This is a genomic window from Cronobacter dublinensis subsp. dublinensis LMG 23823, from assembly GCF_001277235.1.
In the GTDB taxonomy this organism is placed as follows: domain Bacteria; phylum Pseudomonadota; class Gammaproteobacteria; order Enterobacterales; family Enterobacteriaceae; genus Cronobacter; species Cronobacter dublinensis.
Genome location: NZ_CP012267.1, coordinates 38540 through 60759 on the forward strand (window position 1 = coordinate 38540; position 22220 = coordinate 60759).

Consider the following 22220-nt stretch of genomic DNA (forward strand, 5'->3'; position numbering starts at 1 on the left):
TGGCAAAACGATTAAAACCATTTATGGCGCAGTAAACGCGGTCGAGTTATTCGGTTTTCTCAACCGTCCCTGCGCTGGGTGGCACCGTGCCGTATGGAATATGAATAATGTAATAAATATCATCTGAACATCTAACTTATGCTTTCTTTTAAAGTTTGGCAACACTGCGATTATTAACGAGGGTTTAAAGTTGTCTCAAGGATTTGTATTGCATGGTGATAAAACCACGCATGGCGGCGTTGTGATATCAGCCTCATCAACAATGAGTGTGAACGGGCGCCTGGTGGCTTTAGTTGGCGATTCCGTCAGTTGCCCGATCCCTGGGCATGGCGTTAATAAAATTATCGAGGGCTCAACGGAGTGGGTTTCGGATGGTAAAGCGGTTGTGGTTAATGGTTGCCGGTGCCAGTGTGGTTGTCAGGTCATTTCTGGCGCACCGGAATGTGCAATAGGATAAACCATGAGCTGGGAAAGAAATACATTACTGGTAAAGGCCTTATCACCTGCACCGTCGTTATTTCGATGGCTGATAGCAGGTTTTCTGAGCCTTATCGTCAGCGCGTTATTATTTATTGCCCATGCATCGATGATGAGCGCTGCGTTGTCAGATACCAATGTCTGGTTCATTTCATCGATACCCGCAGCAGGATGGCTGCTTCTTTTTATGGGGAGATGTTATTTGTGGTTTAGGGAGGTTAACCACTATGCCTTTTTGCAAGAAGAGGCACAGCATAGCCAGGAAGTTTGGGAGCAATGGGCTCAGCGCTATATAGCAGTTATAGCCAGTACGGTTATTCTTCCGGATAATTTTTCTGCGAGGGCTATTGGTCAGGAGCATGTTCAACAATATGGGCTCGTACGCCGAATAGATTTATCTGCTGGGCGTGAAATGACGAGTATCAGCGCAATCAGGCTACTGATAGCGGCTTTGGAAAGTCACTTAAACCCTGTTGCATCAGTATTGCCTCTGCGCATTACGATTGTCACTGACCAGCCTGCAGAAACGTTAGCCGACGATTTCTGCTCTGTCTGGCAAGAGTATATTGCCCAACCGATCATTCGTGAAACATTGTTAATGACAGACGCACTCTCCCTTTCTGTGCTGGAAGAGCACTTGAAAAATCCGATGCTGATGGCTGACTTTGTTGTTGTACTGCAACTGAGCGGCGGACAACGTTATTCGGATGGACTGGCGGCGCTATTACTAACCAGCGATGACGTAGCAAATAAATATCATCTTTCACCTTCAGCGCGTTTGCTGAGGCCAATGTCGCTGGATATGAACTGCTTTGACAGCGATCTCAGGGTTTTTCTGCAAACGCAGGTTAGCGCCTGCCGTACACAACACATTCTTGGTGATGTAAAAGCCTGGAATAAATACTTTGCGCAGCTGATAGCGATCGGCACGGCCTTTGGTACGGCATGGCAACCAGAAGAAAATGAATTACTGGAAAAGTGGTGCGGAAAACCAGGCCCTTTTTCCTCATGGCTGTTAACGGCACTGGCCGCTGACTGGATCAGTTTGCATCATCAGTCCGTACTGACGTTATTTTCTTCTGCACAGGAACATTTTATCAGCACCATAATGCCAGGGATTGAGGATGAATATACGGGGTAGTTATCTGGGCCGCTTTGGTCAGACGGGATTGATGATATCAGGGCTGCTGGTTCTCGGGTGGCTGCTGAAAGAATATGGCCCGTGGTTGGGAATTAACACGCCGAAAGAACAATTCATTGCCGGTGTTTTAATAGCGTTACTTGTCGTTTTGCTGCGATTTCTGCCCACGTTTTACCGTAGCGTTCAGGCGCGTATTTTTCGCCGTGAGGCGCAGAAAACGAATATTTTACCTGCCGATGAGAACAGACTCGCGCAACGCTCTGCTCCACATACTGCCGTTGATAACATCCGCGAAGCGATGCGCAGCCTCTACGGCCCCCTCTGGCCCCGCAAAACCCGCATCCTGCTGGTAACCGGCAACGTTGATGATGTCGAACAACTCACCCCAAAACTCCCGCGCGAACGCTGGCAGGAAGACCAGGGAACGCTGCTGCTGTGGGGTGGTGATATTCGCGAAGAAGCCGACCTTGCGTGGCTTACCGCGTTGCGTAAACTGCGTCGCCGCCCCATTGACGGCGTGATATGGGTCACCTCAGCGTTTGATGACCAGACGGAAAGTGACGATGCGAGCGTTGCAGGGCCGCTGTCACCGGACGCGATGGATGCGCTCGCCCATGCGCTGCACCAGCGTTATGAGGCGCTGGGATGGCGAATACCGCTGTATGTCTGGTCGCTGCACCCGCAATCGACCGATCAAACCGGGCGCGTCACGCAGGCTGTCGGATGCCTGCTGGCGTCAGCGTGTTCGCCGCAAAGCCTTACCGCGCAGTTGTCCAGGCTTACAGCCCCGTTGACCGCCCAGGGGATACAGCAAATCACGCATCATCCCCGACACGCTTTTTTGCTTCACCTTGCCGATAGGTTGATTCGCAATCCCGCGAGCATCGCCGGTCCGCTGGCAATGTTGCTTAATCCTTACCGTCCGCTGTCGCTGGCCGGTGTTCTGTTCAGCACGCCGTCATCAGGCGCTGCCCGGCGCGTGCGCCACCACTGGGGTAAAGATAACCGCTGGGATGTGCTGCCGGATTCAGTCCAGACGCTACCGGCAGGCTTACGTCCGCGCAGGCCCGGCGTCAGCCGACAGCGCGTATTGAAAGTTGCTGCGGCGATGCTGCTTGCGCTCTGGGGCGGATGGATGGCGCTCTCCTTTATCGCTAACCGCGAGCAGGTCGCTGTGGCGCAGACCCTGGCGCAACAGGCGCGAAACCGCAACCAGTCCGTCGATATGCGCCTTCAGGCGTTGCTGGCATTGCAGAAGACGCTGGCGCGCCTGCAATATCGCGCCGCGCACGGCGTTCCCTGGTATGAACGCGCGGGGCTCAGTCAGAATGAGGCGCTGCTGTCCGCGCTGCTGTCCGCGCTGCTGGCGCGCTATGGCGAAAGCGCGCAGCCGCTGTTACGCGACGCCGCGGCGTTACATCTGCAAAAACACCTCAGCGCATTCACCCAGTTGCCGCCTGACAGTCCGCTGCGCGAGGAGATGGCGAAGCCTGCCTATGACTGGCTGAAACTCTGTCTGATGCTCGCCCGGCCCGAAAAAATGGACGCCGCCTGGTTTGCCAATACGCTGATGCAGCACTGGCCGCAGCGCCAGGGCGTAAAAGCGGCGCGATGGCAGGGGGAGGGCGCGGCGCTGCTCGCGTTTTACGGCGCGACGCTGAAGACGCATCCGCAGTGGCGTATTCACGCCGATGAGGCGCTGGTAGCCCAGGCCCGCACCTTGCTGATTCGCCAGATGGGGATGCGTAACAGTGAATCCTCTCTGTATCAGAAAATGCTGGCACAGGTTGCACGCCAGTATGCGGATATGCGCCTCGCGGATATGACCGGCGACACCGACGCCGCGCGACTGTTCACGACGGACAACGTGGTGCCCGGCATGTTTACCCGGCAGGCGTGGGAAGAGGCGGTCCAGCCAGCGATGGATAACGTGGTGACGGCGCGTCGCGAGGAGATGGACTGGGTACTGAGCGACAGCAAACTTCCCGCCACGCCGTCGCTCTCCCCGGACTCTCTGAAACAGCGCCTGACGGCGCGCTATTTCGCCGACTTCAGCAGCGCCTGGCTGGATTTTCTTAATAGCCTGCGCTGGCAGCCTGCCGCCACGCTATCGGATGCTATCGACCAGCTGTCGCTGATGGCCGACGTACGCCAGTCCCCGCTGGTGGCGCTGATGAACACGCTGGCCGTGCAGGGGCGCACCGGGCAGACCGGCGAAGCGCTGTCCGATTCGCTGGTGAAATCTGCAAAAAACCTGTTTGCACAGGATAAACAGCCGGTCATCGATCAGCGCGCCGGCGCGCATGGCCCGCTGGACGCCACGTTTGGCCCGGTGCTGGCGCTGCTGGAGGATAAAGCGGCGGGGACGGGAAATACCGGGCTTAGCCTGCAGACCTATCTTACCCGCGTCACGCAGGTACGCCTGCGTCTTCAGCAGGTGACGAACGCCACCGATCCGCAGGCGATGACGCAGGCGCTGGCCCAGACGGTATTTCAGGGCAAGGCGATAGATTTAACCGAAACCCGCGACTACGGCAGTCTGGTCGCGGCCGGGCTTGGCCAGGAGTGGAGCGGATTCGGGCAAACGGTGTTTGTGCGGCCCATGGAACAGGCCTGGCAGCAGGTGCTGACGCCGGCGGCGGAAAGCTTCAACGCCCAGTGGCGCGCCGCCGTGGTGGATGACTGGAACAGCGCGTTTGGCGGGCGATATCCCTTTAAAGACGCGAGCAGCGACGTCTCTCTGCCGCTGCTCGCGAAGTATCTCGACGCCGAGAGCGGCCGCATCGCCCGCTTTTTACAGACCCGGCTCAATGGCGTGCTGCACAAAGAAGGGAGCCATTGGGTAGCGGATGATATCAACGCGCAGGGGCTCACCTTCAATCCGGCTTTTTTGCAGGCGATGGATACGCTCAGCCATATCGCGGATGTCGTCTTCACCAACGGCGAGGCGGGGATGCATTTCGATCTGCGACCGGGAACGGCGGCGGGCGTGATGCAGACGAGCCTGATCATTGACGGCCAGAAGCTGACCTATATGAATCAGATGCCCGTCTGGAAGCGCGTTACCTGGCCTCAGGATACCGAAGCGCCGGGCGCCAGCCTGAGCTGGATCAGCACGCAGGCGGGCACGCGCCTGTATGCCGACATGTCCGGCGCATGGGGCTGGATACGCCTGCTGGATCGGGCATCAGTCAGCGCCTATGCCGGGCTCAACAGCAGCTGGAACCTGACCTGGCATGCGCCGGATGGCCGCGCGCTCAACTACACGCTTCGTACCGAAGCAGGCGAAGGCCCGCTTGCACTGCTGAAACTGCGTCATTTTTCGCTGCCGGACCAGCTGTTCACCGTGAGCGCCCCTGACGCGACCGACACCGGGCGCGAAGATGACGGCGATGTTATGCCCGCCGCTGATTAGCCCTGCGCTGAAACGCCTTTCTTCACATACTTAACGACGGTTTTTTATGGACGATTTAACCCTGCGTTATTTTGACGCCGAAATGCGCTATCTGCGTGACGCGGCAAAAGAGTTCGCCGAAACCCATCCCGACCGGGCGGCAATGCTGGATCTCGACAAAGCCGGTACCCCCGATCCTTATGTCGAACGCCTGCTGGAGGGCTTCGCCTTCTCGACAGGTCGCCTGCGCGAGAAAATCGACGATGACCTGCCGGAGCTGACCGAAAGCCTGGTCAGTATGCTGTGGCCGCACTATCTGCGGACCATCCCTTCGCTGTCCGTGGTGGCGCTGACGCCGGATCTCGCGGCGATGAAAATGGCGGAAAACATCCCCAAAGGGCTGGAAATCGCCTCCCGCCCGGTAGGACCGACAAATACCGTCTGCCGCTATCGCACCACCCGCGACCTGACGCTCAACCCAGTGGCGATATCCGGTGTCGTGATGACCACGGAGCCGGACGGGCGATCGGCGTTGCGGATCCGCTTCGCCTGCAGCGAACAGGCGAGCTGGCGACAGACCGATCTTCGCCGTCTCCCGCTGTACCTGGGCGAGGACGCCGTTACCGGCAGCGCCCTGCATCTGATGCTGACGCGCCGCCAGGCGGCGTTATACCTTCGACTGCCTGAGAAGCCAGAGCGGGTGCGACTCGACGGCTACTTTTCACCCGGCGGATTTGGCGAGGATGACGCCCTGTGGCCCGCTGGCGACAGCGCGTTCAGCGGCTGGCAACTGCTGCTGGAGTATTTCGCCTTTCGTGAAAAATTTATGTTCGTTCACCTTAACGGCCTGGAAACCATCAGCCTGCCTGCGGGAATAGCGTTTTTCGATATCGAGGTGGTGTTCAGCCAGACATGGCAGGCGGATCTGCCCGTCACGGACAGCGCGCTGCGCCTGCACTGCGTGCCCGTTATCAACCTCTTCACCCTGGAAGCGGACCCGTTAACCATTACTGGCCTGGAGAATGAATATCTGTTGCGCCCGAAACGCCTGCAGGATGGCCATACCGAGATCTATTCGGTGGACGCGGTCACGGGCTCCGGGCGAACCGGCGATGCGCGCTATGTGCCGTTCACCAGCTTTCGCCATCAGGGAGGCATGATGCGCCGCCATGCGCCGGAGCGTTATTACCACACGCGCGTCAGGCGGGGCGTGACCGGCATGCATGACACCTGGCTTATCCTGGGCGGCCAGTCGTGGGAGGCGGAGCGGGTGCTGGAAAAAGAAACCGTGTCGCTGCGTATTACCGGCACCAATGGCCAGTTGCCGCGCCGGGCGCTGCAAAGCACGCTTCTGTACCGCTGCGAACAGGTGACGCAAACGCGGCTGTCGGTGCGTAATCTCTGCAAACCGACGCTGCCTGCCTATCCGCCCACTGAAGACCGGTTTCACTGGCGGGTAATAAGCCATCTCGGCACCCGTTTTCTCAATATGATGAGCAGCGCGGATGTCCTGCGCGGCACGCTTGCGCTCTATAACTGGCGGGACGATGCGCTCAATAACCGGCGTATCGAAGCGATTCTCGCGGTGCGGCACCACCGCATTCAGCGCTTTGAGGAAGGATTTTTACTGCGTGGGCTGGATATCGAAGTGACGCTCGACAGCAGCGGTTACACCGGCGAGGGCGATATTCACCTCTTCGGCGAGATGCTCAACCGCTTCTTTGCGCTCTATGCCGATATGAACCAGTTTAACCAGCTCACCCTGATTGTTCAGCCAGAAGGGAAATGTATCCGGTGGAAAGAGAATCACAGTCCGCGCCTGCCTGGCTGACGGAGCAACTGCGGCATCAGCTGCCGTATATGAATTTTTATCGGTTCTGCCAGTGGCTTGAGCGCCATCACCCTGATGCGGGCGTACCTGGCAGCGGCTGGCAGGTGCGCCATGAGCCCGTGCGTTTTCGTCCGCATCCAGGCATGGGCTTTCCGACCAGCGAAATTCGCGGTGTTGAAACGCCAGAGCATCCGCATCTGCCGCCGACGATCCGGGTCAACTTTATGGGACTCTACGGCGTGGAGTCGCCATTGCCGACGCCCTATATCAACGATATCGCGCAGCGCCGGGAAGGCTATGAAGCCACGCGGGATTTTCTCGATATCTTTAACCACCGGCTGATCACCCAGTATTACCGGATCTGGCGAAAATATTCTTACCCCGCCACCTTTCAGGCGGGTGGGACGGATAAGACCTCGCAATATCTGCTCGGGCTGGTGGGGCTCGGTATTAAAGGATGCGCGACCACGGTCGGTACGCCGCTGTCACGGTGCCTGGCGCTCCTGCCCGTGATGATGCTGCCGGGCCGCACGGCAGAAGGAATGACAGCGCTGGTCAGACTCCTTGCGCCGCATACGCGGGCGGAGATTTTTCATCATGACCGCTGTCGTATTCCGCTGCGGGAGCCTGTCAGGATGAGCCTGCGCCAGCCTGTCAGCCTGAAGCACCGGCCAGTGATGGGGAGCTGTGCCACCGATGTTAACGGTCAGGTTTTGCTGCGTCTCACCACGGCGTCGGTGGAGGAAGTGAAAGGCTGGCTGCCGAATGGGGAGTTGTATCGCGATCTGCTGGCGTTGCTGCACATTTATCCCGGCTCTCATCTGGATGTGCGGTTACAACTGCGCGTGGCCCGACATCTCTTACCGGACGCCCGACTTTGCTGCCGGGAGGAGGGCGCGGCGCAAATTGGCCGCACCGCGGTGCTGAAGCCGCTGAGCAATAGCGCGCAGCGCAGTGACTCGATGATAACGATTCACCTGGGGCGCTGGGCGCGGGTTCGTGAAAATATTCCCCGAAGGGAGGTCGATGAAGATGGCGATTACCGCTGGTAAATTCTCTGCCGTGCTGCTGATAGCCGCGGCGTCAACGGGCTGCGGACTGACGCAAAAGGTGACGGATGGCGCAGCCTCCGTGACGCAGTCGCTTTTTTATAAGCAGGTGAAAACCCTGCATATGGATCTCCGGGCGCGGGAAGGCGTCAACAACAACGCCAGCGGGGCGTCGCTCGCGACGGTAGTGCGTATTTATCAGCTGAAAGATCGTAAGGCGTTCGACAGCACTGATTACCCGTCGCTGTTTGCCGATGACAGCCAGGCGCTCAACGCGGATCTTGTCGGTGAAAAAGATGTCCGGCTGCGTCCGGGCGAGGCGCTTACGCTTGATATTCCCCTGGAGGAGGCCGCGCGCTATGTGGCGGTCGCGGCCATGTTTATGGCGCCTGATGAGGCCCGGGATACGTGGCGTGTGGTGCTCGCGCGCGATGAGCTGGATCCTGACGCGCCCAGGGTCATCGAAGCCAGCAACAACCGCCTTACGCTCGCGCCGCCCGGTGACAAATAACGGATTAACGCCAGTGCGCCGTAAGGGCCATCCGTACCGGAGGCCCTTTTTTATTCGCAGGCCGCAAGCCGTGCCATCTGTTCGGCGTTCGGCAGCCCGACAATCTGCTGCAACGCCTTATCTTTATTCAGATAGTAAATGGCGGGCGTGCCGTTAGCGCCCAACTGGTCCATCAGTGACTGGTTGTGCTGGATCTGTTTGAAGGCCGCCTGCGAGGTTTTCTCCGGCAGCGTCGGTTTGTTTTTTCCGTTTGAGGCTTGCAGCGCTTGCCAGGCACTCGCCGGATTGTCCGATGCCAGCACGGCAGCGGCGTAACGCCCGCTGTCCGGGCGCAGCACGCCGACCAGCAAGGTTTTCAGGCTGATGCGCTTTTCTTTCAGCAAAGGCTGCGCCTGCTGCCAGAATGTATGGCAATAAGGGCAGAATGGATCGGCGAATACCACCACCGGGCAGTCCGCCTGGTCGCTGCCCTCGTTAATCCCTGCCGCCTTTGTCAGCGTGTGCCACATCTCACGGCCCGCCGGGATATAAATCTCATCGTTAATGATTTTCTCGCTGAGATTGTTGCCTTTCTCATCGTACATATAGCCTGAGATGGCATGTTTTTTATCCGGCGTCAGGTAGATAGTCACGCCGGTGTCCTGATATTTACCGAGCCAGCCCTCAACGCCGCCGGGCGCGGTAAAGGGCTTAATAATGGTGATACCCTGTTTTTCCAGCGCTTTTACCGGCGCTGGCAGGTCATGGTTTTGCGCCTGCACGCTTAAGCTTGCGAACAGCGCGCAGGCCATCAGCCTTTTTTTCATGATCAATCCTTATTCCTCGCTCAACGGCGGCCGCGTCGTCAGGCTAACCGCGATCGTCTTTCGGGCCTAAAAAGTAGAACGCGAAGGGAAGAGAGATAATAAACGAGAAGGGACAGCTGTAGATAAGTACCCACGCGCCCTGCATGATGAACATCGAATGGCTCCATTTTCCCATCGGCAGGTTGTATTGCTCCTCGACGCCCTCAAACGTCACGCGGGAGACCACCGTCAGCACGGTGATAAAAATAATCGCTAATGCCGTCAGGAATTTTTTTCCTTCCGGGGTACGCAGTTTTTCCAGCATGTCACACTCCAGATAATGCTTTGTGCCGCAGGCGATGACGCCGGTTTCAGGCTCGCCAACGGCTGTCGTAATGCCATAAAAGTGGCGCAAGTGTATCGTATTTGAGTGGCGAATGTTATGAACGGCGCGCGAGTGCGGGCGTGAAGGCAGGTGTTTTCCTGTCAAAGCTCAATAACTGATTGATTAAATCATTTAATGTCATTCTGTTTCCCTCATACCGCATATCCGCCGTAGCCATCAGGATGCAATATTTTACAGAACTCGCTTCCCGGCATGTCTGTCGCCACTGATAATATTCACATTGTTTCCTTTCGCTCATACGTGCTGTACAGGGGGTACAGCACATTCGCTGGATGCGAGATGATATTACCGCGGCTGTCTACCCCTATAGCAGTGGTTTTACGAGCCTGAGCATATTTATTAATCGTTAAGTAAGCCATGTAGCCAGCAAAATGAGCAGCAGGGTAAAATATGACCACATCATCAGCCTTTTCACGCGCTTGATCATGGTGCGCGTAATCTATCTTATGTTAAATAACGGATGCGCACGGACACTACGTTCCCCCGAACCCTCGCCTTTCGGGGTTTTTACCCTTCTGCCGTCTGTGAAGAATGGTACTATCCTTTTCACAAAACCCCTGTAGCCGCTGGCTCAAACACCACTTCAGGAACGCCTTATGAGCAAAGAGATCCCGATTAAGTTTTATGACATCGCCGATGAGTACGCGACGGAAGCGGAAAAGCCCGTGGATGACGCCGAGCGCGACCGCCTGGCGCATTACTTTGAGTTGCTCATCACCCGCCTGATGAATAACGAAGAGATCAGCGAAGACGCGCAGCAGGAGATGGCCCGCGAAGCGGGTATCGATGCAACGCGCATCGATGAGATTGCGAATTTCCTGAATCAGTGGGGCAACGAGTAACGCCCGGCGCGCCACTCAGCGCAGCGAAAACAAAACGGCCCCATTACGGGGCCGTTTTACGTTACCGGTGCTTATTACAGAAAGTGGATGTGCTTTTTGCCGTGATGCGGTGAGATCTCGATGCGCGCATCGACCTTAAACACCTCGCGCAGCATCGCTTCCGTCAGCACCTCGTCCGGCGTGCCGCTCGCCACCACCTGTCCGTGCTGCATGACGATAAGCGCGTCGCAGAACATCGCGGCGTGGTTGAGATCGTGCAGCGCCACAATGCTGGTGACGGGAAGTTCGCTGATGAGTCGCATCAGATGCATCTGATGATGGATATCGAGATGATTGGTCGGCTCATCAAGCAAAATCTCGCCGGGCGACTGCGCCAGCGCGCGGGCAATATGCACCCGCTGGCGCTCGCCGCCGGAAAGGTGCTGCCACCCTTCATCGCTGCGCGTGAGCATGTCCACGCGCGTCAGCGCCTGGCGCACAATCTCGTCATCCTGGTGCGTCCAGGGCGAGAGCGGCGAATGGTGCGGAATGCGCCCAAGCTTCACCACGTCGCGCACAAGAATATTCGCATCGGTCATCGCGTGCTGTTCAACGAACGCCACGCGCTGCGCCAGCTTTTTGCGGGAAAGCGTCGCGATATCCGCGTCGTCAAGCAGCACTCGCCCGGCGTCCGGGCGGCGCAGTCCCGCGAGAATACGCAGCAGTGACGATTTCCCGGAGCCATTCGGGCCGAGCAGCCCGAGCGTCTGCCCGGTCGGCACGCTCAGCGACACCTCGTTGACGATGCGCTTTTTCCCTGCCGACCAGCTGATGTTTTCCGCGCGGATGCTCATGAAAATCTCCTTGAGCGATACAGAATAACCGCAAAGAACGGCACGCCGACCAGCGCGGTCACCACGCCTACCGGCAGGCTCTGCGGGGCGATAAGCGTGCGCGAGGCGATATCCGCCAGCACCATCAGAATCGCGCCCATCATCGCGCAGGCGACCAGCAGGCGGCGATGCAGCGGCCCGAAGAAATAGCGCATCACGTGCGGCACGACCAGCCCGACAAAGCCAATCGAGCCTGCCATGCTGACGATAGCGGCGGTCATCAGCGCCGTGACCCCGAAGAGGATCAGCCGCACGTAACCTACCGGAATGCCGAGCGAGGCGGCGGCATCATCGCCAAAGGTAAAGGCGTCCAGCGCTTTGGCGTGATACAGGCAGACCACCAGCCCCACCGCCACCACGGCGAGCACCAGCTGAAACTCCGGCCAGCGCACGCCGCTGAAGCTGCCAAGCAGCCAGAACATCACGTCACGCGCCTGCTGGGCGCTGGCGGCGGTGCTGATGGTATAGGCCGTAATGGCGTTAAAGAGCTGCGAGGCGGCGACGCCCGCCAGAATGGTGCGTTCGTTGCCGCCGCGCGCGCCGTTGGTCAGCAGCGCGACAAAGGCAAAGGCGGCGAACGCGCCGGTAAACGCGCCAGCCGAAAGCGACACCGCCCCGCTGCCTATCCCGAGCACCACCACCGCTACCGCGCCAGTGGACGCCCCGGCGGAGACGCCAAGCACGTAAGGCTCCGCCAGCGCGTTTTTCAGCAGGCTCTGCAACACCGCGCCGCAGATGGCGAGGCCCGCGCCGCTACAGGCGGCCACCAGCGCCCGGCTGAGGCGAAAATCCCAGATGACGGTTTCATGGATGCGATTAAGCGGATACGCCGTCAGGCCCAGTTTGTTGGTGACCGCCGCAAAGGTTGTTTGCAGCGGAATAGAAAGCTCGCCAATCCCTACGCTCAGCGCAATCACCAGCGCCAGCAAAACGACGGAGAGCCCCAGTAATATCAACGCGGGCACACGGTTGACCACCGTTAAAGACGACCCTGCCATCAGTTGAGCCCGAGCTTCTCAAGCTGCGCGGCCACCTGCTCGGCCCCGTACAGCGTGCGAATGGTCGGGTTCATCGCCTGGCCGTCCATCACCACGATATGGCCTTTTTTCACGGCGTCGAGCTGGCTGACCGCCGGATCGCTTTTCAGGAATTTGATTTTCTCTTCGGCGTTATCCAGCGCCCAGCGGTTGCGGTCGAGGCTGGAGACCACGATCACATCCGGGTTGGCGGCGATAATGCTCTCCCAGCTTAAGGTCGGCCATTCGCTTTCCGAGGTGACGGCGTTATGCCCGCCCAGCAGATGGGCGATATAACCCGACGCGCCGTTCTTACCCCCGACATAGGCGTCAGCGGACGGCGATGCGCTGGAGAACCAGAAAAGATAAGAGAGGTTTTTATGACCTTTGCCGAATTTTTCTTTAAGAGCAGCTTCACGCGCTTTAAAGGTGTTGGTCAGCGCCTCGCCGCGCGCCTCGACGTTGAAAATGGTCGCCAGGTCGTTAATTTCTTTATAGAGCTGCGTCATGTCCCACAGCTGTTTGCGGCTGCCGTAGATATCGCCGGTGTTTTTGGTGGTGGTGCAGACGCCGGGCGACAGATAAGTGTTCACGCCGACCGCCGTGAAATCTTCACGTTTGGCGACTTTACTGTCCGGGCCGAGCAGCAGCGGGAGTTGGGCTGCGACGAAATCCGGGTTTTGCGCGAGGATCGACTCAAGCGTCGGGATCTCAACCGTCAGCAGTTTCACTTTCTCGTTCTGTTTCGCAAGCTGCGGCAGCACTTTGGTCGGCCAGAAGGCGCTGGCGGTCATTTTATCTTCGAGGCCCAGCAGCAGCATGATTTCAGCGGTGTTCTGCCCGAGCGCCACCACGCGCTCCGGCGCTTTGGTAAAGGTCACTTTCATGCCACAGTTGTCCATCGTCAGCGGATACTGCGTGGCCATCGCGGGCAGCGAGGCGGCGCAGAATAAGCCAAGCGCCAGGGCTTTTTTCACTAAAACATTCATCAACATCAACCTTAAAAAGTCGCTTTACCGCCGCGTAACGGCCTGAAATCGTCACGGTGGGCATAAATTAGAATTTGTATTATGTAAATGAAAATCATTCTTAGGCCGAGGTCTTATACCGACGCGTCCGGGGGTTGTCAATATCGGGTTTCTCCGCCCTTTTCTGCGCCTGACGTTGCCAAAGACCACGCAAATATGTTTTATGAGAGCCCTCACTTTTCTGAACAGTTATGCGGTTTTCATGTCCACTGATGCACCTCACGCCGCCAGGCATACCTCGCCTTATTTACTTTCTGCCAGCCAGCTGGTGTTTAACATCGGCTTTTATGCCGTGGTGCCGTTTCTGGCTATCTATCTGCGTGACGATATGCTGCTCTCCGGCGGTCTTATTGGCACGATTATTGGGCTACGTACGTTCTCGCAGCAGGGCATGTTTTTACTGGGTGGCGCACTGGCAGACCGCTACGGCGCGCGCGCGATTATTCTGTGCGGCTGCGTGGTGCGTATCACCGGGTATCTGCTGCTGGCGCTCGGCGGCTCGCTGTGGGAAGTGGTGCTCGGCGCATGCCTGACCGGCGTCGGCGGCGCACTGTTCTCGCCGTCGATCGAGTCTCTGCTGGCGCAGGCCGGAACGCGAAGCGAAGCCGAGGGCAAACGCAGCCGCGCTGAATGGTTCGCGCTGTTTGCGGTCTGCGGCGAGCTCGGCGCGGTGCTGGGGCCGGTGCTCGGCTCGCTGATGGCGGGGTTTGGCTTCCGGCTGATGGCGCTGGCGGGCGCGGGCGTGTTTATCGCGGCGCTTGTCGTGCTGTTTATTCTGCTGCCCCGCACGCCGCATCGCGACGGGCCGCTGCATATCGTGCCGTGGTGGCAGACGTTCCGCCAGCCGCGTTTTGTAGCGTTTATTCTCGCTTACAGCGCCTATCTGTTTAGTTATAACCAGCTCTATCTGGCGCTGCCGGTGGAGCTGCGCCGCTCGGGCAGCAGCGATGCGTCGCTCGGCCCGCTGTTTATCCTCGCCTCGCTGCTGATTATCGTGTTGCAGTTGCCGCTGGCGCGCGTGGCGCGTCGCTTCGGGGCCGCGCGGATGCTGCCGCTCGGTTTCGGGCTGCTCGGCGCGTCGTTTATCAGCGTGGCGCTGTTCGCGCCCTTCACTCCGCCCCAGGGCGTGCTGCGGCTCCTGCCCGCCGCCTGTATGGTGACGCTGCTGACGCTTGGCCAGATGATCATCGTGCCAGTGGGGATGGATCTCGTGCCCCGCTTCGCGGCGAATCGTAACCTGGGCGCGCATTACGGCGCGCTGGCCTCGATGGGCGGCGTGGCGGTGCTGACCGGTAACGTCCTGCTTGGCGATGCGCTGGATAACGCGCTGACGCCCGCGCCGCAGGCGGCGGTGCCGTGGCTCCTGCTGGCGGTCTTTCCGCTGTGCAGCGCGCTGGCGATGGCGGTGCTGTGCCGCTTTTATCCGCCCAGAGCGTAAAACCCGCGCTGGCTCACGTTTTTCAGGAGGATATATTGAGCCGGTGAATAAAAGTGCTAAGGTGCAATGACTGGATTGTCACTGCTGCGGCAGGCAAAACCTGATTTCTGGCGTTCGCCGGAGGTCAGGTTTTTTTGTTTCCGGGGTTCGGATGAAGATCGCCAAGATACTGAATAACAATGCCGTCTTTGTGCTGGATGCGCACGGGCGCGAACAGGTCGTGATGGGCCGCGGCCTGGCCTTCCAGCGACGCGTGGGCGACGAACTGGATACCTCCCGCATTGAAAAGGTGTTCGCGCTGCAAAGCGACGAGCTGGTGCGCCGCCTGGGCGAGCTGCTGGCACAGATCCCGCTTGAGGTGATGACAACCTGCGATCGCATCATCGCGCTGGCCGCCGAACGTCTGGGTCGCCTCCAGGACAGTCTGTATGTGACGCTGACTGACCACTGCCACTACGCGATTGAGCGCCAGAAAAAGGGCCTGGCTATCACAAACGTGCTGCTGTGGGAGATAAAACGGCTCTACCCGAAGGAGTTCGCGCTGGGGCAGGAAGCCCGCGCCATGATTGCCCGACGGCTGGACGTCGCGCTGCCGGAGGATGAAGCCGGGTTTATCGCGCTGCATCTGGTGACGGCGCAGCTTAACAGCGAAATGCCCGAGGTGATGCACGTCACCCGCGTGATGCAGGAGATCCTGCAACTGGTGAAATACCAGCTCCAGCTGGAATACGATGAGGAGTCGCTGAGCTATCAGCGTTTTGTCACTCATCTGAAGTTTTTCGCCCAGCGCATGTTAACCCGCACCGTGGTGGAGGATGACGACCTCTCGCTCCACTCGGCGGTGAAAGATAACTATCCGCAGGCCTGGCGCTGCGCGCAGAAGATTTCCGGTTATCTCCTTAAAAGCTATCAGCGCGAGCTGACGGCGGAAGAAATTATGTTCCTCGCTATCCATATCGAGCGGGTACGAAAAGAAGGGCGTTAAGCCCCGGCCTGCGGGCCATTAAAGACGGATTGTGACTGCCTCTGGCAGGCAAAACCTGAGCGCGGCTTCCCGGTTAACGGGGAGCGGTTCTCGGGTTTTTTTATTTTTAAAACTCAGTTAACGCATTGAAGGAAAACGGAATGGAATATCAGGCATTAGCACAGGATATTCTCGCCCGCGTCGGTGGGAAGGAGAATGTCAGTAGCGTCATCCATTGCGCCACGCGTCTGCGCTTCAGGCTTAAGGATAACCACAAGGCGGACGCGGAGGGGCTGAAGACGAATCCGGGCGTGATCATGGTCGTCGAGAGCGGTGGCCAGTTTCAGGTGGTGATTGGTAATCACGTGCATGATGTCTGGCTGGCGGTGTGTCGCGAAGCCGGCATCGCGGAGGATGCGCCTTCAGCGCCCGAGGACGCGCCGCGCGGTACGCTGTTCGCGCGCCTGATTGATGTCGTTTCCGGGATCTTCACGCCCTTTATCGGCGTGCTGGCGGCATCGGGTATCCTCAAAGGGCTGCTGGCGATTGCGGTGGTCTGCGGCTGGCTGAACACCCACAGCGCGACCTATAAAATCTGGTTCGCCGCGAGCGACGCGCTGTTCTTTTTCTTTCCGCTGGTGCTGGGCTACACCGCCGGGAAAAAGTTTGGCGGCAACCCGTTTATTACGATGACCATTGGCGGCGCGCTGACGCACCCGACCATGATCGCGGCCTTTCAGGCAAGCCAGCAGGCCGGCGCGCTGACGGATACGTTTCTCGGCGTGCCGGTTATCTGGTTTAACTACAGCGCATCGGTGATCCCGATTATTTTCGCGGCGTGGGTGAGCTGCTGGCTCGAAAAACAGGGGAACCGGCGGTTGCCCTCCTCCATCAAAAATTTCTTCACGCCGCTGCTCTGTCTGGGCGTGACGGTGCCGCTGACGTTTCTGCTTATCGGCCCGGTCGCCACCTGGCTCAGCCAGATGCTGGCGCATGGCTATCAGTTTATGTACGCCTTCGCGCCGTGGCTGGCGGGTGCGGCGGCGGGCGCGCTCTGGCAGGTTTGCGTGATTTTCGGCCTGCACTGGGGACTGGTGCCGCTGATGGTCAATAACCTGGCGGTGCTGGGTCAGGATTCCCTGCTGCCGATGCTGCTGCCGGCGATCATGGGTCAGGTCGGCGCCGCGCTGGCGGTTTTTCTGCGAGCCCGCGATGCGCGCCAGAGAACGCTGGCGGGCTCGGCGGTCACCGCCGGGATTTTTGGTATTACCGAGCCTGCGGTTTATGGCGTCAACCTGCCGCTGCGCCGTCCGTTTATTTTCGGCTGCGTGGCGGGCGCGGTCGGCGGCGCGATTGTCGGCTTCAGCAGCGCCCACGTTTACTCGTTCGGTTTTGCCAGCATCTTTACGCTGGCGCAGATGATCCCGCCCGGCGGCATCGATGCGACGCTCTGGGGCGGCGTGCTCGGCACGCTGGTGGCGCTGGTGCTCGCCTGCGGCTTAACGCTTGTCGCCGGGCTGCCGCCACGCGAGAACACTGCCGCCCGCGAGCCGCACCCTGTGCCGGAGAACGCGGCCCTGGCACCGCTGAGCGGCACCGTGCTGGCGCTGGAAAACGTCCCGGACCCGACCTTCGCAAGCGGCCTGCTGGGCCAGGGCGCGGCCATTATTCCTTCCGATAACCAGGTGCGCGCCCCGTTTGCGGGCGTCGTGGCGTCGCTGTTCGCGACGCGTCACGCCATTGGCCTGCAGGGCGACAACGGTATGGAGCTCCTGATCCATGTCGGTATCGACACCGTGAAGCTTGACGGCCAGCTATTTACCGCACGCGTCAGCGTGGGGGATCGCGTGCAGCCCGGCGACGTGCTGATTGAATTCGATCGGCAGGCCATTATTGATGCAGGCTATGATTTAACCACCCCGATTATTATCAGCAACAGCGACAGCTATCGCACGGTCACTACGGTCGCGGTGACAGCCATCACCGCCGGTATGCCGCTGCTGACCGCTGAACCGGCTTAATCAAAGGAGAACATCATGAAAACTTTCCCTGACGGCTTTCTGTGGGGCGGCGCTATCGCCGCAAACCAGGTCGAAGGCGCGTACCTGACGGACGGTAAAGGCCTGTCGACGTCTGACGTGCAGCCTCAAGGCATCTTAGGCCCGGTGGTGGAGCGCGTGCCCGGCGACAGCGGCATTAAAGATGTGGCTATCGATTTCTATCACCGCTACCCGGAAGATATCGCGCTGTTTGCCGAAATGGGGTTCAGCTGCCTGCGCGTTTCCATCGCCTGGACGCGCATCTTTCCCAACGGCGACGAGCGCGAACCCAACGAAGCGGGCCTCGCCTTCTACGACAGGCTGTTTGACGAGATGGCGGCGCACAACATCACGCCACTTGTGACGTTGTCACATTATGAGATGCCCTGGGGTCTGGTCACGCAGTACGGCGGCTGGGGTAACCGCGAGACGATAGCCTTTTTTGAGCGCTATGCGCGCACCGTGTTTACCCGTTATCAGCACAAGGTTAAACGGTGGCTGACCTTTAACGAAATTAATATGTCGCTGCATGCGCCGATGACCGGCGTCGGCCTGCCGGAGGACAGTTCGCAGGCGCAGATTTATCAGGCTATCCATCATCAGCTGGTGGCGAGCGCGCTGGCGGTCAAGGCGTGTCACGAGATAATCCCGGATGCGAAAATCGGTAACATGCTGCTCGGCGGCCTGATGTACCCGCTCAGCTGCAAACCCGACGACGTCTTCGCCGCGCTCCAGGAGAACCGCACCTGGCAGTTCTTCGGCGATGTCCAGTGCCGCGGCGCTTACCCAGGTTATATGCTGCGCTGGTTCCGCGACAACCATATCACCCTGAACATCACCGATGAGGATCGCGCAGCGCTGCGCTCTACCGTCGATTTTATCTCCTTCAGCTACTACATGACCGGTTGCGTCACCACCGATGAGGCGCTGAATCAGCAGGCGCGCGGCAATATCCTGAATATGGTGCCGAACCCGCATCTGCAAAGCTCTGAGTGGGGATGGCAAATCGACCCGGTGGGGCTGCGCACGCTGCTTAACGTGCTGTGGGATCGTTATCAGAAGCCGCTGTTTATCGTTGAAAACGGGCTGGGCGCGAAAGACCGCGTGGAGGCCGACGGCAGCATCAATGACGACTACCGCATCGATTATCTTAACGATCATCTGGTGCAAGTCCGCGAGGCGATTGACGATGGCGTGGAGGTGATGGGCTACACCAGCTGGGGGCCGATTGATCTGGTCAGCGCGTCAAAAGCGGAGCTCTCCAAGCGTTACGGCTTTATCTATGTCGACCGCCACGATGACGGCAGCGGCACGCTCGCCCGTCGTCGTAAGAAAAGCTTTGCCTGGTATAAAGAAGTGATCGCCAGCAATGGCGCATCCCTCCGCTAAAGCACATTGACGGCGTCGGGCTCATCAGCCTGCCGCCGTTTTTTCGTCATGGCCAGGGTGTTTTTTATCCGTCGCGCCAAAAAACACAAAAACAATATAAGCAGCGCTTAAGAATTTTCTTGGTTTCTGTAACCGGTCTCATACTTTAATGCGTCTTTTTTCATTATTTTAGTCACCGTCAAAGCGCTTACATTTATTGATACTTTCCTGACAATATCTCCATATTTGCTTAAATACGAGGGCCAAATATCCATTTCAATAAAGGATAAAACTGCGTTTTAAATAACGGGAATAAAAGTGATGCAGATAAAAGCGGTTAGCTATTTAGACAATTCGGCTAAATTTTGTTCGCTTAACGGTTTGAAATAAAAAGGGGTTTTTCATGAGAGCGGAAGCGTTCTCAGCCCTGAGAACGCTTCCGGAGAGTGTGAGCAGGGAATGCTTATCGACGCTTTCCGCCGCGCGATGGCAGCGTGCGTGATTTTACCATCGCGGTATGCTTATAAAATGCATAGGCGATAATAACGACTAAAAAGACGATCAATGCTACGGTCATTTTGACTATAACCTTCCTGATGATATGACTATTTTAATTCTGACTGTATATCATACATGAAAATATATTACAGATGCATCTTTATTAAACGCCGCGTTGTTTAGCCTGCGTTTAATAATATTTTACGCCGCGAAAAGTGTTCCATCGCGCGTTACCCGCGCCGGGCGAATCAAAACGTCATTAAGAAGGGGCGTGCCGCAGCGGTGAAAAATCCGCCTGCCGTTACACGCTACCACACGCGCTGCGCCCGCACGTCATAGTAAAAACCGATGTCGGCTGTTTTGTCGGTTGCGCCTCTTCTTCCTCCGCTGCGCTGCCAAAGTCATGCTACTTATTAAAATGTACCTTTGAAAAAGTAGCTTTACCGCTGCGCAACGTACAGGGGATAATCCCGCTACTTTTTACGAGACGCTATCACTTTTTTCGCTTTCATTCTGGGGTGCGCATGACCGAACTGCCTGACGACAAACTGTTGCCTGGCCCGCTGGCACGGGAGACCGGCGACGCTCTTTCTATCGGCGGGCAGGCGCGCGCGCTCAATCCGGCGATGGCCTACCTCATCAGCCTGCCTTCGGCAGCCAGTCGTCAGACGATGCGCTCGTTTTTACAGATTGTCGCCGGAATGCTCGGCGCAAAGACGTTGCAGCACTGCCCGTGGGGCAGTCTGCGGCGTCATCATATACAGGGGTTGCTGGAGATGCTCTCGGCATCGGGGCGTGCGCCCGCGACCATCAACACTTATCTCTCGGCACTGAAAGGCACCGCGCGCGAAGCCTGGATGATGAAGCTGATGGATACCGACAGCTACCAGCAGATCCTGGCCGTGCGCGCCGTGCGCGGCAGCCGCCTCACGCGAGGCCGGGCGCTTTCTGCTGATGAGGTACGCGCCCTCTTCACGCACTGTAAACAGGATAAAAGCTGCAAAGGCCCGCGTGATGCCGCCATGCTGGCGGTCATGCTCGGTTGCGGACTGCGACGCTCGGAAGTGGTCGGGCTCGATTACGAGAGTATTCTTGCGGCGGACCAGGCGTTACGCGTGCTCGGCAAAGGCAATAAAGAACGGCTGGCGTTTATGCCGGACGCCGTCTGGCAGCGGCTTCAGGACTGGATTGAAAATGTGCGCGGTGAAAACCCCGGCGCGCTGTTTACACGAATCCGCGCCGGTGACGATGTCACGTCTGAGCGCCTGACGCCGCAGGCGGTGTATCACATTCTGCATCAACGCCATAGGGAAAGTGGCATCGGGGCATGCGCGCCGCACGATCTTCGCCGCACGTTCGCCTCCATGATGCTGGATAACGGCGAAGATCTGCTTACCGTGCGCGACGCGATGGGCCACGCCAGCGTGACCACCACGCAAAAATATGACCGCCGCGGCGATGCCCGTCTTAGACGTGCAGCGAATAAGATTCGGCTGTGAAAGCGAGCGGGTTGCCGCACAGTCCTTGTGACGGCAAAAAGGAATGGTCTGATGACCTTTATATTGATGGCGGTCACGCTATCTTAGATGACAAGAGTCTTACCCGTGCGTTGTGCATTCGCCCATCTCAGTTTGTAATCCCAGTTTTTGTCATAAAGCCCGATGCAAAATATCATCGCTTTATTTCCAGAGTGACACAGTGATCTGGCCTCATTAATATTATTCCACATGAGTAAGCTGCCTGGGCTAAGTGGGTTGAATACGGGGTCAAGGCCGCCATTGGGCACATCAAAATAAATAAGGTTGTCACTTTCCGCTTTCAAAACCATATCTATTGCACAGGGCGCCCCTTTATAAAAAAACAGGCTCCCTGCTATCATATGTTTTAATGGGGTTAACATCTCAATGAGATTAAGTTTTCCATAGCATCTTACGGTGTCAGAGAATCGTTTATTAAAAAGATAAATATAGAAATCAGCGATATCACCAACCTCAAGTGCGGAAAGTTGATGGCTTTCTCCGCCTGAGGCGAGGAATTTTCGCAGTTCGCTGTTTCTTTTTTTTATGGTTTTCGTGGAAAACTGATCTTTCACCAGACAAACCTTACGCTTTGTCCTGAAAAGAAAACTGGAATTTAACACGCTGTTTCGATGCCTGAATGATAGCCGGTTCGTTTTAATGGGCAAAAGCACGCGTGCATTTTCGGCAATCGGCATCATGACTTCGTCATAAGACAAAGGGTATTCGCGCCAGACGTTAAGACCAAAATCCTGGTCATTTACCGTAAAATAAGCGGCTGTTATTTTATTTAATGCGACATTAAAAAAATGCCAGAAAGTGAACCGCATATCTTTGTGTTGCATGAAGAATTCTACGGCATCCGGATGAGTATTTACACTGCCACCGTACTGGCGGTAGGTTTCTTTATATATATGAAAGTCAGACGGTTCCCAGCCCGCCAGGGAAGGTTTTAATAGCATTTCAGGCATGCTCCGTAGCATTGCTACTGTTTTAAAAGGGAGGTTATAGGCCCGGGTTTAAAGATGAACGCCGGGCTTCTTT

General features: G+C 57.7%; 18 protein-coding genes. 12 read left to right on the forward strand and 6 right to left on the reverse strand.

What is annotated here, in order from left to right; all coding sequences use genetic code 11:
* The first annotated feature begins 190 nt into the window (after window positions 1-190).
* From AFK67_RS22395 to tssJ, 6 genes are read left to right on the forward strand one after another with little or no spacing between them, the layout of a single operon-like run.
* Window positions 191-457 carry a PAAR domain-containing protein gene (locus AFK67_RS22395; protein ID WP_071602800.1) on the forward strand — a complete coding sequence of 89 codons (267 nt, stop codon included), beginning with the start codon at window positions 191-193 and terminating at the stop codon, window positions 455-457.
* Between the two features lie 3 nt (window positions 458-460).
* Entirely contained in the window at window positions 461-1618 is a 1158-nt protein-coding gene (locus AFK67_RS20715) for a KPHS_23130 family T6SS system protein (RefSeq protein ID WP_050569293.1), read from the forward strand.
* Complete coding sequence (locus AFK67_RS20720; RefSeq protein ID WP_007712533.1) at window positions 1602-5033, forward strand: ImcF-related family protein; 3432 nt, start codon at window positions 1602-1604, stop codon at window positions 5031-5033. Before AFK67_RS20715 ends, AFK67_RS20720 begins: the two co-directional genes overlap by 17 nt.
* Window positions 5034-5079: 46 nt before the next feature.
* Window positions 5080-6843 carry a type VI secretion system baseplate subunit TssF gene (gene tssF / locus AFK67_RS20725; protein ID WP_032966448.1) on the forward strand — a complete coding sequence of 588 codons (1764 nt, stop codon included), beginning with the start codon at window positions 5080-5082 and terminating at the stop codon, window positions 6841-6843.
* Window positions 6798-7895, forward strand: a complete 1098-nt coding sequence (tssG, locus tag AFK67_RS20730) for a type VI secretion system baseplate subunit TssG (protein WP_032966450.1) — start codon at window positions 6798-6800, stop codon at window positions 7893-7895. Before tssF ends, tssG begins: the two co-directional genes overlap by 46 nt.
* Window positions 7876-8403, forward strand: a complete 528-nt coding sequence (tssJ, locus tag AFK67_RS20735; RefSeq protein WP_007712549.1) for a type VI secretion system lipoprotein TssJ — start codon at window positions 7876-7878, stop codon at window positions 8401-8403. Before tssG ends, tssJ begins: the two co-directional genes overlap by 20 nt.
* A 50-nt stretch (window positions 8404-8453) precedes the next feature.
* Here tssJ and dsbG read toward each other — a convergent pair whose 3' ends face one another.
* Window positions 8454-9209 carry a thiol:disulfide interchange protein DsbG gene (dsbG, locus tag AFK67_RS20740; protein WP_007712551.1) on the reverse strand — a complete coding sequence of 252 codons (756 nt, stop codon included), beginning with the start codon at window positions 9207-9209 and terminating at the stop codon, window positions 8454-8456.
* A gap of 43 nt (window positions 9210-9252) precedes the next feature.
* Window positions 9253-9513, reverse strand: a complete 261-nt coding sequence (locus tag AFK67_RS20745; RefSeq protein ID WP_032966453.1) for a DUF2534 family protein — start codon at window positions 9511-9513, stop codon at window positions 9253-9255.
* Between the two features lie 677 nt (window positions 9514-10190).
* Between AFK67_RS20745 and AFK67_RS20750 the strand changes: the two genes are divergently transcribed.
* Entirely contained in the window at window positions 10191-10436 is a 246-nt protein-coding gene (locus AFK67_RS20750; protein ID WP_007712563.1) for a DUF2543 family protein, read from the forward strand.
* Window positions 10437-10510: 74 nt separating this feature from the next.
* On the opposite strand, the gene eitC is transcribed toward AFK67_RS20750, so the two are convergent.
* The 3 genes from eitC to eitA are packed head-to-tail and all read right to left on the reverse strand — an operon-like array spanning window position 10511 to window position 13301.
* A complete protein-coding gene (gene eitC / locus AFK67_RS20755) occupies window positions 10511-11269 on the reverse strand; it encodes a siderophore ABC transporter ATP-binding protein EitC (RefSeq protein ID WP_007712564.1) in 759 nt (252 codons plus the stop codon).
* A complete protein-coding gene (locus AFK67_RS20760) occupies window positions 11266-12306 on the reverse strand; it encodes a FecCD family ABC transporter permease (protein WP_050555333.1) in 1041 nt (346 codons plus the stop codon). The genes eitC and AFK67_RS20760 overlap by 4 nt, the downstream gene beginning before the upstream one ends.
* Window positions 12306-13301 (reverse strand): siderophore ABC transporter substrate-binding protein EitA, encoded by a 996-nt coding sequence (eitA, locus tag AFK67_RS20765; protein ID WP_032966458.1) that lies wholly within the window; start codon window positions 13299-13301, stop codon window positions 12306-12308. The genes AFK67_RS20760 and eitA overlap by 1 nt, the downstream gene beginning before the upstream one ends.
* 253 nt (window positions 13302-13554) lie before the next feature.
* On the opposite strand from eitA, the gene AFK67_RS20770 reads away from it, so the two are divergent.
* The 5 genes from AFK67_RS20770 to AFK67_RS20790 all read left to right on the forward strand — a co-directional run bounded on the left by AFK67_RS20770 (window position 13555) and on the right by AFK67_RS20790 (window position 21158).
* Window positions 13555-14790, forward strand: coding sequence for an MDR family MFS transporter (locus AFK67_RS20770; RefSeq protein ID WP_032966455.1), 1236 nt, complete (start codon window positions 13555-13557; stop codon window positions 14788-14790).
* A 151-nt stretch (window positions 14791-14941) separates the two neighbouring features.
* Window positions 14942-15775 carry a BglG family transcription antiterminator LicT gene (gene licT, locus AFK67_RS20775; RefSeq protein WP_007712578.1) on the forward strand — a complete coding sequence of 278 codons (834 nt, stop codon included), beginning with the start codon at window positions 14942-14944 and terminating at the stop codon, window positions 15773-15775.
* A 140-nt stretch (window positions 15776-15915) separates the two neighbouring features.
* The gene (gene bglF, locus AFK67_RS20780) at window positions 15916-17775 is read left to right on the forward strand and encodes a PTS beta-glucoside transporter subunit IIABC (protein WP_007712581.1); all 1860 of its coding nucleotides are present in this window, start codon (window positions 15916-15918) and stop codon (window positions 17773-17775) included.
* Window positions 17776-17790: 15 nt separating this feature from the next.
* Window positions 17791-19182: a glycoside hydrolase family 1 protein gene (locus AFK67_RS20785; protein ID WP_007712584.1), complete on the forward strand. Its 1392-nt coding sequence runs from the start codon at window positions 17791-17793 to the stop codon at window positions 19180-19182.
* Window positions 19183-20183: 1001 nt separating this feature from the next.
* Window positions 20184-21158 (forward strand): tyrosine-type recombinase/integrase, encoded by a 975-nt coding sequence (locus AFK67_RS20790; protein WP_038885023.1) that lies wholly within the window; start codon window positions 20184-20186, stop codon window positions 21156-21158.
* A gap of 83 nt (window positions 21159-21241) precedes the next feature.
* Here the strand turns inward: AFK67_RS20790 and AFK67_RS20795 are convergent, their stop codons facing one another.
* The gene (locus AFK67_RS20795) at window positions 21242-22147 is read right to left on the reverse strand and encodes a GNAT family protein (protein WP_235509002.1); all 906 of its coding nucleotides are present in this window, start codon (window positions 22145-22147) and stop codon (window positions 21242-21244) included.
* Window positions 22148-22220 lie beyond the last annotated feature (73 nt).